Source organism: Amycolatopsis sp. NPDC049253, assembly GCF_040678995.1.
Lineage (GTDB): Bacteria > Actinomycetota > Actinomycetes > Mycobacteriales > Pseudonocardiaceae > Amycolatopsis.
The window spans coordinates 1-14,029 of sequence record NZ_JBFAQX010000057.1 but is presented as its reverse complement, the minus strand read 5'-3'; the positions used below and the strand labels follow the sequence as shown (position 1 = coordinate 14,029).

Here is a 14,029-nt window from a genome sequence, read left to right as displayed (position 1 = left end):
GACGACGTAAACGATCGCCTTGAGCCGTGGCCAGCGGGCCGGGGCGATCGGGAACCATTTGCGGTCGGCCTCCAGCTGCACCTTCTCGTTGGCGCCGGTTTCGCCGTAGCGTCGGCTGGTGTCGGCGTCGATCTTGCGGGTGTGGGTGTTGCGGTAGACGACCAGGGCGCAGTCGCCGCCGTCGGTGTAGGCGTGCAGTTGGCGGTAGAGGGTGGTGCGCCCGACGCGGAAGGTCTCGGCGATCTCGGCGACGGTGTGCTCCCCCGTGTCGTACATCCGCTGCGCTTGGTCCAGCTGCCGCTGCGTCAGCGCCGGGGGCCGGCCGCCGACGCGGCCGCGGGCCCGGGCGGCGGCCAGGCCGTCCATCGTGCCTTCGACGATCATCTCCCGGTCGTATTCGGCCAGTGCGGCCAGGAAGTGGAACACCAGCCGCCCGCCCGGGGTGGAGGTGTCGATGCCCTGTTCCAGCACGATGAAGTCGACCTCGTGCTCGCCGAACCAGCGGACGAGCTCGAGCAGGTGCTGCTGGGAGCGGCCGATGCGTTTGAGCCGGGTCACCACGACCTCGTCGCCGCCGCGGAGCTTGTCGAGGCTCCGCCGGGATATGAGCGAAACGGGCAATGGCCTCTTGAATCTCCTGGTCAGGCGTCGGTGTCGGCGAGGGCGCGGTAGAGGCGGGCTTGATGACGTCGCGAACATGAATTCGCTGGACTTGTCGGTAAACCGGAGTCTCGGGTCGCAGATCATGTGGCAGCCCCGAGGCCTCAATCCAGGCACATTCGTGATATCAGTGATGATCTGGTGAGAGGACTTCGGATGTTCCAACGTTTCCGCGCCGAGTACGCCCCGCTTCGGGACTCGGTTCCGGCTGGCTCGACGTGGCGGCACGAACGGCTCGTCGGCGTCGAGGGTTACCTCGACTTCGCTTCGGAGTTCGCCGGAGCGACCTTCGGAGGCGGCCTGTACCGGGTCCATGACCACACGTCTGGCGCGCAGGCGTTGACGCTGATCGCGGAGGCGTTTTCCGAGTATGCGACTCGCGTCTGCCCGTTCGGCTACGACTGGCTCGGGCGGCAGTTCGCCGTCGACTCCGGCCGCACCGTGGATGGGCAGCCGCAGGTCCTCCTACTCGAGCCGGGAACGGGCGAGGCTCTGGAGATCCCGCTGCCGTTCGCGGCGTTCCACGACGAAGAACTTGTCGAGTACGCGGACGCCGCACTGGCAACCGGATTCTTCGACTCGTGGTCGGCCGTCAACAGCGACTCTGTGCCGCTGCGCCGCGACCAGTGCGTGGGCTACCGAGTCCCGCTGTTCCTCGGCGGCCAGGACATGATCGAGAACCTTGAGGTCAGCGACCTGGAGGTCTACTGGTCGATCTGCGGCCAGCTGCGACGTGCCGCGCTGAGTCTGCCGCCGGGGACCGCGATCAACGAGGTCACGAAGCGTTAGCCGGCGTTGTCGAGGGCTGCTCGGATGCGGGTGCTGGCCGAACAGCGACGGCTGCGGAGGCCCGCACCTCGCCGGGCGTGCTCGCCCTGGCCGACCGCCCCAGCCATCCAACCTGCACCGGGTGCTGATCCGGGTGGACCAGCTGCGGCAGTTGTTCGCGGAGATCCGCAAGCGCGCTGCCGGCGCCAACGTAGCTCGGGAGCCCTGAGCAAGGCCGAAACCCCACCACCAGGACCTCACTACGAGTCCGTCACGGCCTGAGCGGCCGCGAAGTCGGCGCCGCCTTCTTCAGCTGCTCGCGGCGCGCGCCAGAACTTGCCATCCCTTAATAAAGAGGCGGGAGCTCGCGTCGGTTGGAGGCCACGCAACGTCGACCAGACAACCTATCCGTTTCAAGGTGCAGACCACGGCGCCGTCGTGATCAGCCACGAGCCGACGGCCGCCATCTGGCGGTAGCCGAACGCGAACAGCAGGTGCTGATCGCGGGGTTGACCAGAGAGAATGCGCCATGGTCAGTTGTGCGACGGCGACGTTGATCGATGTGACCCAGACCAGCCAGTGGGTGGCATGGTGACTCACTCACCACCACCCATCACGACGGAGTTGGGGGACCGCCGGGATACGGGAGAAACCCTGCCAAGTGGTCGGGTAGTGCCTGGTCAGGCGTCGTTGTCGGCGAGGGCGCGATAGAGCGAGGCGATGGAGGGATGTTGCCCGGCGTTCTTGCCGGTTTTGATGGTCAGCTTCTTCACGATGTCGGGCATCGGGGTGCCCTTGTCGCGCAGGGCGCGGGCGAAGAGCACGTCGTCTTCGTCGATGACTTTGGGTCGGCCGCCGCGTTTGCCGCGTGCGGCGGCGGCCTGCTGGCCTTCGAGGGTCTTCTCCCGGATGTAGTCGCGGTCGAGCTGGGCGGCGACGGCGAGCACGGCGAAGAGTATGGAGCCCATGCCGTGCGGGTCGTAGATCCCGATCAGGGGCCCGGACAGCAGCTCCAGCTGGATTCCGGTGGACTGCAAGGTCGCGGAGAGTGTCATCAGCTCGGCGGCGTTGCGCGCCAAGCGTTTCATCTCGTGCACGGTCAGGATCACCGGCTGGTCCGGTGCCGCGGTCTTGATCTCGCGGACCAGGGCGAGCGCGGCCTCGAACTCGGGGCGCACCCGGATCCGGGTGCTGATCTTCTCGGAGAACACCCGCGTGCACTTCGCCGCCGCGAGCGCGTCGAGCTGGCTTTGCAGTTCCTGGGTGGCGGTCGAGCAACGGGCGTAGCCGATCCGGATCGGCGCCCCGCTCGGCTCCGGCGCCGCCGGCGCGACGTCGGGGCCCTGTGTCCACTTCCTGCCGGGTGCGCGGTCGGCCGGGACGGGCACGGTGAGGTCGTCGCGCAGCGCAGGCACGAGGATAAACCGCGCGGTGTGGTACTTCGCGGCGGTTTTCCCCGCCCGTGTCCGGCAGGCGCTGCCGGCGGGCACGTCGCACTGCGGGCAGGGGTGGCGTTCGACCGCGTCCGCGGCGTCGTCGGGTCCGAGTTGCATGCCGACAGTCTCGCAGAACTCTGTCAAAACCAGGGGTAGTTCTGCGAGGTGTTGTGCGAATCGCGACCTGCGGATCTTCGGCTCGGATGGGCCGGTTCGCAGAACTCGCACAACTGAACATTTATGAGAACCCGAATTGCCCTGGCCTACGGCATCGGCGGCGACGTCGGGCAGCGCGGATCTCGTTGTCGGCGAGCAGGGCGTAGACGTGGGTGATCTCGGTAGAGGCGTGGCCGAGCCGCCGGCGGACGGCTTCGATGGAGGTGCCAGCGTTGATGAGTTCGGTGGCGCGGGCGTGGCGGAGCTGGTGGATGTCGATCTCAACTCTGGCGTCGCGGCAGTAGCCGGTCCAGCGGTGATGAGCGGCGTCGTAGGACAGGTGCCCGCTGCCGCTCGTGCCTCCGTTGATGCTGGGGCGGAACAGCGCGCCGAACTGGTACCCGATGCGGGCGAGGTAGAGCTTGAGCAGGCCGACGTAGCCGCGGTCGTCCAGGAGCACGGTGCGGACGGTGCGCGCGGTTGCCGGGTAGCGTCGGGCTTCGGCGATGACCTCTTCCATCATCGCGTTGAAGTCGGGCGGTGGCCAGGGACAACGCGGGGGTCTCCGCGGCGCAGCATCGTTTCCCGGGTCGGCCAGTCCATCTGCTCGAAGGGGCGCCACGTCGCGAGGCCGGCGCGTTGCTCGCCGCCGGTGGTCCGCCAGACGAGTTCCAGGGTGGTTCGCCCGTGGACGTTCAGTGTCGTGGTGACCAAGACGTCGGTCCGGTTTTCCAACCGGCAGCCGTGCTCGACGCAGCCGATCATCAGCGGCAGCGACCACACCAGGGCCTGGCCACGGTCCGGGTCGCTCGCGCACCGCGGGCAGACCCGGACTACCACCGAGGTCGGCATCCATACCGCGAGGTCGACGCCGGTGCGGTCGGCGAGCGCGGCGAGCATCGCCGCGGGCGGATCCCGTTCCAGCAGCGCCGGCAGTTGCGGATCGACCAGGCCGACATGGGCGCATTGACCGATAATGACCATTTCGATCTATGTGACTGAATATTCGGCCATCGAATGTTGCGTTGAGATGCGCGTGGTGTTGCGATATGCACTGCTGGAGTTGAGTTGTTCTCCGATTTCTACATTGATAACTCCGATTGTATTCGAAACAGGAACAAATTGGCATATTCAGTAGTGCGCAACTGCGCCACGGAATAGCCACTCGAACGGTGGATCGACACCATCATGTCCTCGGGTGAATTATCGAGTAGTCCAAGCCTGGGGGGATCAAAGCGCTGGGCCCAGAAGTTATAGAACCAGTAGGTGCCGTGCGGGTTTTGGTGCTCGCATGTCGAATTCGAGGGGTGGAATTTTGCGTAGATTATTCTTTTCTCGCGGATGCAAGAGAGTCGCTGCAGTAGCTTCCGTGGTGCTGGCTACTTTGGCCATGGCGCTGCCGGCAACAGCCGACGCGGCGACATCGGACGCCAATGAGATCGTGTTGCCACAGACGGTGCTTGACAACCCGGGCCTGAAAGCGGCGGTCGAAAAAGCGCTGAAGGCCGCCGAGGCCAAAGGTGCAACGGACATTCACATCGCTGCGGCTCCCTATGCGCCCGTCGGCGGAAAGCCAGTCTCGGCGACGCCGAGCGGCTATCCGAGTGGGTGTGGGTTGTCAGTGCTGATCTATCACATCGGTACCTATATCGAAAGCAACAACCTGACGAGTTGTGACTTGCCTGCCGAGGAAATCCAGATGCTTAGCGGTATCGCCTGGTCCCGATTTTTCGGCTGGGAAGAGCTCACTCAGGACGAGGACGGCAATGCCGGCCAGTACAACCTCACCCTGGTGTACGACTGGGATTGTGCGGGAAGCGGCGTGCACGATTTTCAGACAACCACGAACGGCTACGTGGAGATGTTCGGCGAAGGATACCAAGCAAGCGCATACGATGAAGAAGACGCTGTTAGCTGCTGACAGTCGCTTCACAAGCTGACCGCTGAAGCCCGAGATGATAGCGGTGAACCTCGGGCTTCAGCGGTATCGCAGCTCGCGGTCGACCTTGGAAGCAGGCTGTCGACTGACGCTCTCGTACTGCTGCGGAAGTTCCCGGTCCTTCTCTGTCGGATTCATCAATTCGAGTGCTCTGTCGAGCGCGTCTACGTCGATTGATAATGAGAGGATTGTTGTTCTTGCGGCCTCGTTCTTCAAAATCGCTTGGGTAATATGGTCGGTTCCCACCATTGAACCCGCCTCGCTCGCAGCCTCGAGCCAGGCTTGTTTTAAGACCATTTTTGCCTGCACGGAAAAGCCGCGCGAGCAGGCATCTGTCTCTCTAGTTTCTGCGGCGGGCAAGCGTGAAGTGAGCGACTCGCGAGTAACTCCACCTGCCGCCAGAATCCGTCGACCGCAGGCGTCCACGCTAAGCAACCCACGCAGCAGATGAAGTATGTCCACGGACTCCGCGTGATCGGCGTCTGCTTCGCGCTGAGCTATCGCGACAACCTGCGTCGCGCCTGTGCTGAATCGCTCGAGCATGACGTTCGACTCCTTCGAGTGAGGGTCGCATTCGGTTCCCGCGAACCTAGCTAGTCTATCGCAGCCTGAAGGGGCTGAGGCTTTCGGCACGTAGACCGAGGATTTGCAGTATCGGCGCTACCTGACCTCGCTGGCCACCGCGCCGGTGCTCGACGCCGCCGGCGATCTACTGGACGCCTGGTGCACCACCGCCGCGGAACGCGCGCCGACACGGCCTGCGACCACCCGGGCGGCGAGTGGGCCGAACGGCTCGCCGTCGTCGCCCTGGAGGTGACCACCCGCGACGTGCGCGAACCCCGCCCGTCCACGCCGGAAGAGGCGACTGCGATGCTGGACGCCGTGGCCACGCGGCTGGCCGAACGTGGCATCGCCACCAGCCGCGACGTGCTGTACGTACCGCTGCCCCGCACCGACATCACCCCGACCTGGGGCGCGTTCGAGCCGCGTCCGCTCGCAATCACCAACTGGCGCAATGCTGCGCCAGTCCACGCCCCTACAAATACCGCTGTCACCAGTCCGGAGCTCAGGGTGTCGGGTTGGTCTGCGACGTGGTCACCGCGCCTGCACCGGACAGGCCCCACTTGTCGAGGATCTTCTTGTACGTGCCGTCGTCGATCAGCGCCTGCACGGCCTGCTGCACTGCCTTCGTGTAGTCGCCGCTGTCCTTCTTCAGGACGATGCCGTAGGGCGCGGTGTCGTACGGCGCGCCGACGACCTCGAGCCGTCCGCCGGTCTGCTTCACGGCGTAGTCGATCACCGGGGAGTCGGCCAGCTCGCCCTGCACGCGCTTGGCCGTCAGCGCCAGGTTCACGTCGGTCTGGGCCTGCAGCTGCGTGACCTCGATGGCCGGCTTGCCCGCCTTGGTGCAGGCGTCGGAGCGCGTCTGCAGGTCGTCGACCTGCGTGGTGCCCTTCTGCACGCCCATCTTCTTGCCGCACAGGTCGTCGACGTTCAGCCCGTCCGGGTTGCCCTTCAGGACGGCAAGCGACGTGCCGGCCTTGTAATAGCTGACCATGTCGACCGTCTGCAGCCGCTCGGGGTTGATGCTGAACGACGACATCGCGAGCTCGTACTTGCCGGCCTGGATGCCGGGGATGATGCCGTCGAAGGCGGCGTTCTGGAACTCCATCTTCAGCCCCAGCTTCTGGCCAATGGCGGTGCCGAGATCGACATCGAAACCGGTGACCTTGCCGCCTTCGTCCTGGAACTCGTTCGGGGGGTAGGTCTGGTCCTGACCGACCAGGATCTTGCCGTCGCTGGTGACCGAAGCCGGCACCATCGCGGCGAGTTTGTCGTCCTTGGCCACGGCCGGGATGTCCGACGAGCCCCCAGGAGCCGCAGCCGACGGGCTGCCGCTCCCCGCATCGCCCGCGCCACTGCCGCCCGCGCCGCAGGCCATGGTCAGGCCGACCAGCGCGAAAGCCGGGAGAAGGGCGAGCGCCTTCATCTGGTGTCCTCGGGCCACTTCGTCACTCCTCGTAGTTCTCAACGGGAAAACCTCACTGTTGCCGCCCCGCGGGCGGAGCCCGGTGTGACCCGGTCCGGGGTGGGATGCTGTCCGGCCGCACATCCGCCGACGAGCCAGCGCGGCAGCGCCGTCGGCGATGGATGAGTTCAAGGGCCACAGCCCATGAACGTGAGAGCTACCGGCTGTTCGAGACAGCCCTGTCAGTCAGATTCCGCAGCGCTTCGACGGCGGCGGAGAGGTCCGATGGCCACCGCGCGACGATGGCCTCCCAGGCCGTGCGCAGCGACACGTTCTCGGCGAGCACGAGGTAGGGCGGGTCGCCCCAACGGGTCGCGACGACCGTGCCGACCCGGTCCGCCTCGCCTGGTCCGGGGGCGCCGCCGGGCAGGAAGTCCAGAGTGTGGATCTTCTCGCTGGCGGTCAGGTCGTCCCTCAACCCGGCCCCGGCGCAGGTGAAGCTCCGCAACATGTTGCGGGCATCAGGGCTGAGCGGCATCGGCGCGTCCGGATGCGATGCGTTATACGCCTGCACCGTCGCATGGGCGCTACACCGGGGAACGCGCCGGGCTCCGGACGTCGCTGACATGCGCCACATCGTAAAAGACAAATTTCCGAATGGCGCTGATCAGTTTCGCCGCCTACCGGGCGCGGTGCCACCTGACCACGGATGAGCAGCCAGTTCTGTCGCTGTGACCTGGTTAACGTCACCCGTTCGTGTCGCGAGGCAAAGCCGGCGATGGCGGCGGCGACCTCGTCCGCACCTGAGCTGGCCTGCCCGCACGTCGGGCAAGAGCCGCGCTGCTACGCAGCGGCATTGGTCCAGCGCGTCGTCGTTCGGTTCCGTGTTGGTGGGCCGCCTGAATGGCTGGAACGCAGCGCGTAGAGGGTGCGCTGCGCGCCCGGAGAACCGAACCCGCCAGATGTCTGGCCTTTAGGCGCCGAGGCGGCTGTAAAGGCGGCTGGCCAGGGAGGCGGCCAGCTGGTTCAACTCCCCTGGCGGATCGAGCTGTGCGAACTGCCCGAGCAGCTCCGCCGCCGCATAGGCCTCGGCCTCCGACAGCATCGCCACCCACCGCTCCTGCCGCCCCCGCTCTACCAACCGCGTCAGGGCTTCGGCGTACTCGCTCAGGTCGCGCACCCCGACCAGGCCGTACCGATCACCCAGCGGATCGTGCGTGACCTCGTCACTCATGCTCGCGTGCCCCCTCGTCCCACCATCCGACCCAGCCCCGAAAATCTATGGTGGCTGGGGTAGACATTCAACGGCGGGTGTGTGTAATGTTCTCCACGTACGAGAGAGACAACGTCAAGCAGGCGCGGGAGAGAACGTAACTACCCGCGAGGTGAGACACGACGGTCAGGCAGGACGGAGCCGATCAAGGAACAGGTTCCGGCTGGTGACCGGGAGCAGTACCCGGGACCGGATGATGAAGAGGTTTGACCAGGTGGTGCAGGTCCCGGAGTAGCAGTGCAGGACGCGGGCGGAGTGTGTGTGCCCGTGACGATCAGCAGTATGAGTTGTTGTTGTGTTATTGCAGTTGCAGGACCGGTCAGGTGGCCGGAGCCGATGAGTGAACGGGGCTCCGGGCAGTGACCAGCGGCGTCAGTGTGCTGGGACCGATCAGTGGAAGGGTTCCCCGCGGTGACGTTCGCAGCAGGTGAAGTAGCAGTACCGAGTAAGTGGAAAACACCGGAAAGAAGGGAACGGGAACATCATTGGATCGCCCGCAGCGGGCGGGTAGCGCCGCGCGGGTGCCGCAGTCCCATCGAGTTCGGAGGTGGTGCTCGGTTACGAATGAGCGATCCCCGCGGGATCCGGCTTTGCGTCGGACGCGGGTGCAGGACGCCGGCGGTCACGCCGGTTGACAATGGTGAAACCCAAAACCCTTGAGGACCCCGGGTGCCGCATGCGGCACCCGGGGTCCTTCGTGATGTGGAGGTGGAATGATCCCTGACCAAGAAGGACCGGCCACGCCCAGCGGGGCCGACAAGTTCGACGACGAGCATTACCCCGGCTACACCATGGGCCGGGCCGCCGACATGCTCGGCACCACCCAAGGCTTCCTGCGCAGCCTCGACGAAGCCGGCCTGATCACCCCGCAACGCTCCGCCGGCGGGCATCGCCGCTACTCCCGGCACCAGCTGCGCCTGGCCACCCGCGTACGGGAACTGGTCGATCAGGGCACCGCCATCGACGCCGCCTGCCGCATCATCAGCCTGGAAGACCAGCTTCACGAAGCCCAGCGCCTCAACCAGGCCCAGGGCCCCAACACCGGCGACTGACTCGGCACGCGGCCACCCGCGCCGCGTGCCCATAGTCGTCCGCCGCCGCCTCCGCGGCGTGCCCCCCAGGGCGACCCAAACTCGGCCTGCTCGGCCGCGGCGAGAGGTGGGCGCTGCCGGCCGCTGCTTGACCAGCAGCACCCCCCCCGCGCGCCGCCGTGCGACGCACGCTTCTGGGACCAAGGCCCGTATTCCCAGCCATACCCGACGACAAATGTGGCAAACACACGGTCAACTGCGTGTTCGTGTCATCTCTCCACACCGAACGTGAAGGCTCGGCGTCATGATCAATCGCTGGGCCGCCCGCTGACCCGGGCCGCGGCGATGATGCCGTCGGCGCGGGCCCGGCCGAGCTCGGCTCGGCGGTCGGCGTCGTTGTAGCGGCGGTCTGCTGGGGTCCGGACACGCACATGACGCCGTAGACGACCAGGACCTCGCCGTGTTCGTCGGCGCCTCCGGCATCGTCGCCGTCCGTCTCGTCATCGGCGAACCGCAACGCGCCTTCTACGGCAACCAATACGGACTCACCTTCCCCGTGCTCGTCCACCTCCGCGTCGGCATGTGGGTCCCCGAAGTCGGCGGCCCCATCGACCCCGAGTCGGAAGCCCACGACCTGGTCATGTCCGTCTTCGGCGGGATGAGCAAAGGCGAACGCAATCGCATCAGGATCCGCGTCCGCGCCGCCATGGCCGCCCAAGCCAGCGTCGAAGGCCGCTTCCTCGGCGGCCGACCACCCTACGGCTACCAGCTCACCGACGCCGGCCCGCACCCCAACCCGGCCAAGGCCGCTGAAGGCAAACGGTTGCACCGGCTCGAACCCGACCCGGCCACCGCGCCGGTCGTGCAGCGCATCTACGCCGACTACATCGGCGGCCGCGGCAAATTCGCCATCGCCGAGGCACTCACACGGGATGGCATCCTCTCCCCCTCGATGAACGACCCGGCCCGCAACCGACACCGAACCGGCGTCGCTTGGGCCAAGGGCGCCGTCGGAGTCATCCTGACCAACCCGCGCTACACCGGGCGACAGGTCTGGAACAAGCAACGCAAAGACGAGGTCCTCATCGACGTCGACGACGTAGGCCTCGGCCACGAAAGCAAGATGCGCTGGAACAATCGCGACAAATGGATTTTCTCCGAGCAGATCGTTCACGAGCCGATCATCGACGTCCAGACCTTCCAGCAGGCCCAGGAAATCGCGGCAGCCAAAGGCGCCGGCCGCACAACCCGGGAACGGACCCGCACCCGACACCCCTACAACCTCAGCGGCCTGCTGCACTGCGGAGCCTGCAACCGTCGCATGCAAGGCCAACGCAACCACGAACGACCCTTCTACCGCTGCCGCTACCCCACCGAATACGGCCTGGCCAACAAGACCGAACACCCACGCAACGTCTACCTCGCCGAGCGAGACCTCCTCGGCCCACTCGACACCTGGCTCGCCACCAGTCTCGCCCCGCACCACCTCCACGACACCATCGACGCCCTCTACGCAGCACAGGCAGACCCCGACGCGGATCCCGACGCGGCGGCCACCGAAAGGGTCATCGCGGAATGCGATCGGGCGCTAGAGCGCCACCGCGCCGCACTCGAAGCCGGAGCCGACCCACACCTCGTCACAGAATGGATCGCCGAGACCCAAGCCCGACGCACTGAAGCGAAGGCGCGCGTCACCGCCAAACCGAAGCCGGAGAGGCTGACCAAGGACCAGATCCGCGACCTCGTCGAGCGCCTCGGCGACATCAGAAAAGTACTGACCGCCGCAGACCCTGTCCGCAAACGGGAGGTCTACCGCCAACTGCAACTGGAAGCGACCTACTACCCCGGTAAACGAGAAGTGCGGATTCTCCGCTAGCTTGGCGAGCGGCCGGCCCATCGCCACCGGAAAGACGCGATCCTAGATTGCTCGCCCGACGCCGCGGGTCTCGATCAGCGTATGGTCGACATCCCTGAGCACCAGGGTACGGGGAGAGTGGCGGGGGACGGGTCATGCGCACAAGTCTGCCAGCCGTGACGGAGCGTATCGGTCGCGTTACCATTCGCGTCAATCCTGACGAGAGGGGCAGGAGGCAGGTAACCGACGACCATCTGGCGCACGTGGTCGGTAGCCACGTCCGCTTCTTCCGGTCGACGAAGCCGTTGACGAAGACCGCCGGCCTGGCCGGGATCACGCCGGACTCCCTGCACCAGATCGAGCCCCGTTGAGCAGGCCGCCCTGCTCTACATCCAGAACATGTGCCAGCTGCTGAAGGACCTGGATCGTGGGCATCTTGGCGCCGCGCGAGATACCTCAAGCTCGCCGCAAGTGGGCCAGCGGCAACGCGGGAGACGCGCTGCAGCGAGCCCGGACCCGGCCGGCAACAACGGCCGGAGCGCCCATCCTCGATGATCTACGCCGGGACGTTGTCCGCGTATGGCACACCTGGCTATTCTCACCGCACCGCTTCAGCGAGCTGAGTGCCGAGCTGCCGAAGATGATCGCCGGGACGCGGGCGGCGGTGAGGTGCACCGACGGCCATTGCCCTCAGCCAAGCCCTGACCGACAGCGACGACCCCGACAAGCCCACCCCTCACCCCAGCCCGGTAACCCCAACAGCAACCTGAGCAGCGAGGAGCCCGCACTGTCACCACGGTCCGGGTCTCCTCCGAACACCGCCGTCGGCCGTCAGCGCAACTGACGATCCCGACGGTCAACCCGCCGCCGCCTTTGTCCGCTACCGTTGCCTCAGCGTTGCCTCAGCGTTGCCGTCAAGCGGCCGCGAGGCCCCGCCGGACCGTACCCGGCTGGGCTTCAGATTTGTATCGGTGCACACATGACCGCCGAGAAATCGTGTGGACCCAACTCACCAGAGCCGGCCCCGCGGATCGCCACTATTCACGGGTTCTTGCGGAACAGCTCCAGGTCGTTGAGCGTCAGGGTGGTGCCGGTCGGATCCTTGGTGAACAGGAGGTTGCCGTCGGCGTCGTAGGTGTAGCTGGAGACGTGGCCGCTGGCGTCGGTGGCGGTGGCGATGTGGCCTTCGGCGTCGTAGGTGAAGGTCTGGCGCGTGTCGCCGGTTCCCTGGGTGAGGGTGCGGCCGGCCGGGTCGTAGGTGTAGTCGGAGTGGGTGCTGCCGTTCGGGCCGGTGGTGTCCAGGGCCTGGATCGCGTGCGGCTGGGGCTGTCCGGCGGCGGGGTAGGTCGACGTCGCGGTGGTGTCGCCGGTGGTGTCGTGCTGGGTTGAGGCCGCCTCCGAGCCCAACGTCGGCGACGACTGGCAGCTCCATGCAGCGCCAATCCGCTGCCGCTGCCGTCAACTACTGCCGCCACGCAGCCGCCGAGCCCGCCGCCGCAATGCCGGCAGGTCAAGTGGCACAGAAAGAACCAGGCAGCTGCAGTACTCAGTCACGCTCCGACTGGGCACTCTTCACCTTTGCAGCCGACTTTTGGCCACTCAAAGGTGTGAGCCTATATCAGCCACCAGAAGGCCGCGTTGCTGGATCACCCAGCGCGCGCAGGATTTCCGCAAGCCACACAAGATGATGAGGTACCGCCAGATCCTGATCCACTAGGACCTCTTCGAGGTACTGCCAGGATTCCGACAGCTGTCCGATTGTGAGATCGTCTGGCTTAACCTCTGGATCATAGAGGGAATCCAATGGAATCGACCAGAAGTAGTCAGGGTCAATTGAAATAGTTTCACCCTCATCTTCGCTGATCCGCGATATGAGCAGCCCAAAGACTGCTTGCAGCTTCCGCACTGAAATGTTCAGCGATCCACTCACTGTCAGTTTCCTCCTTGTATTTGGTTGATCTGCCGCTTCCACCCATTGATTTCCTTTTCAAGGTGGTTTATCCGGCCGTCGATTATACTCTGGCGAATCTCCGGAGTCGACGCTCTTTTCAGTCTACCGTCGTTGTCAAAAGCGTCGGGGTTCTTCCTGTAATCGTCGAGTTTCTGTTGATGCTCGTCAACAAGTCACTGCCATGAACGTACTGATTTCTGCTCCGACTTCGTAAGTTCGCGAGTCTCCAAGGCTGTAACATCTTCGGCTGAGCCTTCGGCGGCGAAAGCAACCTGTCGCCCCGACGCGATCGCGCCCTCGAGCGCGTGGGCACCGGCTTCGGCGGCGATTTCGGCGCCGTGGGCGGCGGCGCCGACGGGCACGAACCACGAGCCGACTTCGACGGCGCCCTTGGCGCATCCGAGGAGCTCGAAGTCGCTGATGCAGTTGTCCACGACGTCCTTGGCGCCGGAGTACTCGTAGATGTCTTCCCCGACGTCCTTGACGACGCCCCAGACCTTCCCCCAGAAGCCGCCGTCGTCGTCATCGTCGTGGTGCGCCGCGCCGCCCGATGCGCCGCGAGCCTTCTGCCCTGGCTGCTGGTGTCCACCGGAGGGAGGAGTTCCATGGTTGGCGTAAGTTTGCCTGTCCCTGCAGCCGCAGATGTTCGAGTTTTTCGTCGGGCAGCTCCAGCCGCCGACACGGCAGGCGTCGCCGCCGCCGAGTGTGCCGTCGGGCTGGCGGCAGGCGCCGTCGGGTTGGAAGGGGCAGAGACCGGTGGGGTCGGTCAACCCGACGGGGTTGTCGTTGGCGTAGGAGTAGCCGTTCATCTGCTGCGGGCTGTCGGTGTTGAGCACCGGGTCGACCGTGGTGAAGCGGCCCGTCGTCGGGTCATATTCACGCGCGCCGAGGTGGGTTAAGAGCGTGTCTTACGTGGTGATCGGGTCGCTCGTGAGCGATGATCTTGGCTGTGGTTGATCGGTTGTCGTTGCGGTTGGTGCCGGATGAGCTG

The 14,029-nt window shown here is 65.8% G+C and carries 15 protein-coding genes and 1 pseudogene; 5 read left to right on the top strand and 11 right to left on the bottom strand.

What is annotated here, in order from left to right; translation table 11 throughout:
- The coding region (locus tag AB0K15_RS47385) for a recombinase family protein (RefSeq protein WP_364067691.1) at positions 1-699 on the bottom strand (699 nt) is incomplete at its 3' end.
- A 117-nt stretch (positions 700-816) separates the two neighbouring features.
- Between AB0K15_RS47385 and AB0K15_RS47380 the strand changes: the two genes are divergently transcribed.
- Positions 817-1,449 carry a T6SS immunity protein Tdi1 domain-containing protein gene (locus AB0K15_RS47380; protein WP_364067689.1) on the top strand — a complete coding sequence of 211 codons (633 nt, stop codon included), beginning with the start codon at positions 817-819 and terminating at the stop codon, positions 1,447-1,449.
- 659 nt (positions 1,450-2,108) lie between these two features.
- Here AB0K15_RS47380 and AB0K15_RS47375 read toward each other — a convergent pair.
- From AB0K15_RS47375 to AB0K15_RS47365, 3 genes are all read right to left on the bottom strand, one after another.
- Positions 2,109-2,981, bottom strand: coding sequence for a recombinase family protein (locus AB0K15_RS47375; protein WP_364067687.1), 873 nt, complete (start codon positions 2,979-2,981; stop codon positions 2,109-2,111).
- A 121-nt stretch (positions 2,982-3,102) separates the two neighbouring features.
- Complete coding sequence (locus AB0K15_RS47370; RefSeq protein WP_364067685.1) at positions 3,103-3,540, bottom strand: site-specific integrase; 438 nt, start codon at positions 3,538-3,540, stop codon at positions 3,103-3,105.
- Positions 3,540-4,004 carry a TniQ family protein gene (locus AB0K15_RS47365; protein WP_364067683.1) on the bottom strand — a complete coding sequence of 155 codons (465 nt, stop codon included), beginning with the start codon at positions 4,002-4,004 and terminating at the stop codon, positions 3,540-3,542. The genes AB0K15_RS47370 and AB0K15_RS47365 overlap by 1 nt, the downstream gene beginning before the upstream one ends.
- A 385-nt stretch (positions 4,005-4,389) precedes the next feature.
- On the opposite strand from AB0K15_RS47365, the gene AB0K15_RS47360 reads away from it, so the two are divergent.
- Positions 4,390-4,941, top strand: coding sequence for a hypothetical protein (locus AB0K15_RS47360; RefSeq protein ID WP_364067680.1), 552 nt, complete (start codon positions 4,390-4,392; stop codon positions 4,939-4,941).
- 57 nt (positions 4,942-4,998) lie between these two features.
- Here the strand turns inward: AB0K15_RS47360 and AB0K15_RS47355 are convergent, their stop codons facing one another.
- From AB0K15_RS47355 to AB0K15_RS47340, 4 genes are all read right to left on the bottom strand, one after another.
- Positions 4,999-5,502 carry a Clp protease N-terminal domain-containing protein gene (locus AB0K15_RS47355; protein WP_364067678.1) on the bottom strand — a complete coding sequence of 168 codons (504 nt, stop codon included), beginning with the start codon at positions 5,500-5,502 and terminating at the stop codon, positions 4,999-5,001.
- A gap of 523 nt (positions 5,503-6,025) precedes the next feature.
- Entirely contained in the window at positions 6,026-6,967 is a 942-nt protein-coding gene (locus tag AB0K15_RS47350; protein ID WP_364067676.1) for an ABC transporter substrate-binding protein, read from the bottom strand.
- Between the two features lie 178 nt (positions 6,968-7,145).
- Complete coding sequence (locus tag AB0K15_RS47345) at positions 7,146-7,556, bottom strand: hypothetical protein (protein WP_364067674.1); 411 nt, start codon at positions 7,554-7,556, stop codon at positions 7,146-7,148.
- Between the two features lie 345 nt (positions 7,557-7,901).
- Positions 7,902-8,162 carry a hypothetical protein gene (locus AB0K15_RS47340; protein ID WP_364067672.1) on the bottom strand — a complete coding sequence of 87 codons (261 nt, stop codon included), beginning with the start codon at positions 8,160-8,162 and terminating at the stop codon, positions 7,902-7,904.
- Between the two features lie 752 nt (positions 8,163-8,914).
- Here AB0K15_RS47340 and AB0K15_RS47335 point away from each other — a divergent pair.
- From AB0K15_RS47335 to AB0K15_RS47325, 3 genes are all read left to right on the top strand, one after another.
- Positions 8,915-9,253 (top strand): helix-turn-helix domain-containing protein, encoded by a 339-nt coding sequence (locus tag AB0K15_RS47335; protein ID WP_364067668.1) that lies wholly within the window; start codon positions 8,915-8,917, stop codon positions 9,251-9,253.
- A 439-nt stretch (positions 9,254-9,692) separates the two neighbouring features.
- Positions 9,693-11,108 carry a recombinase family protein gene (locus tag AB0K15_RS47330; protein ID WP_364067666.1) on the top strand — a complete coding sequence of 472 codons (1,416 nt, stop codon included), beginning with the start codon at positions 9,693-9,695 and terminating at the stop codon, positions 11,106-11,108.
- Between the two features lie 155 nt (positions 11,109-11,263).
- The gene (locus AB0K15_RS47325; RefSeq protein ID WP_364067664.1) at positions 11,264-11,458 is read left to right on the top strand and encodes a hypothetical protein; all 195 of its coding nucleotides are present in this window, start codon (positions 11,264-11,266) and stop codon (positions 11,456-11,458) included.
- A gap of 670 nt (positions 11,459-12,128) precedes the next feature.
- Here AB0K15_RS47325 and AB0K15_RS47320 read toward each other — a convergent pair.
- The 3 genes and pseudogenes from AB0K15_RS47320 to AB0K15_RS47310 all read right to left on the bottom strand — a co-directional run.
- Positions 12,129-12,494, bottom strand: a complete 366-nt coding sequence (locus tag AB0K15_RS47320) for an RHS repeat domain-containing protein (protein WP_364067662.1) — start codon at positions 12,492-12,494, stop codon at positions 12,129-12,131.
- A gap of 211 nt (positions 12,495-12,705) precedes the next feature.
- Complete coding sequence (locus AB0K15_RS47315) at positions 12,706-13,017, bottom strand: hypothetical protein (protein WP_364067660.1); 312 nt, start codon at positions 13,015-13,017, stop codon at positions 12,706-12,708.
- A 194-nt stretch (positions 13,018-13,211) separates the two neighbouring features.
- A pseudogene (locus tag AB0K15_RS47310) lies at positions 13,212-13,931 on the bottom strand (RHS repeat-associated core domain-containing protein); the annotation flags it as partial.
- Between the last annotated feature and the right edge of the window lie 98 nt (positions 13,932-14,029).

Excerpts from the sequence above, each read along its gene's own strand:
- AB0K15_RS47380 (WP_364067689.1), top strand. The coding sequence starts at position 817 with ATGTTCCAACGTTTCCGCGCCGAGTACGCCCCGCTTCGGGACTCGGTT.
- AB0K15_RS47375 (WP_364067687.1), bottom strand. The coding sequence starts at position 2,981 with ATGCAACTCGGACCCGACGACGCCGCGGACGCGGTCGAACGCCACCCC.
- AB0K15_RS47370 (WP_364067685.1), bottom strand. The coding sequence starts at position 3,540 with ATGGAAGAGGTCATCGCCGAAGCCCGACGCTACCCGGCAACCGCGCGC.
- AB0K15_RS47365 (WP_364067683.1), bottom strand. The coding sequence starts at position 4,004 with ATGGTCATTATCGGTCAATGCGCCCATGTCGGCCTGGTCGATCCGCAA.
- AB0K15_RS47355 (WP_364067678.1), bottom strand. The coding sequence starts at position 5,502 with ATGCTCGAGCGATTCAGCACAGGCGCGACGCAGGTTGTCGCGATAGCT.
- AB0K15_RS47345 (WP_364067674.1), bottom strand. The coding sequence starts at position 7,556 with ATGTCAGCGACGTCCGGAGCCCGGCGCGTTCCCCGGTGTAGCGCCCAT.
- AB0K15_RS47340 (WP_364067672.1), bottom strand. The coding sequence starts at position 8,162 with ATGAGTGACGAGGTCACGCACGATCCGCTGGGTGATCGGTACGGCCTG.
- AB0K15_RS47335 (WP_364067668.1), top strand. The coding sequence starts at position 8,915 with ATGATCCCTGACCAAGAAGGACCGGCCACGCCCAGCGGGGCCGACAAG.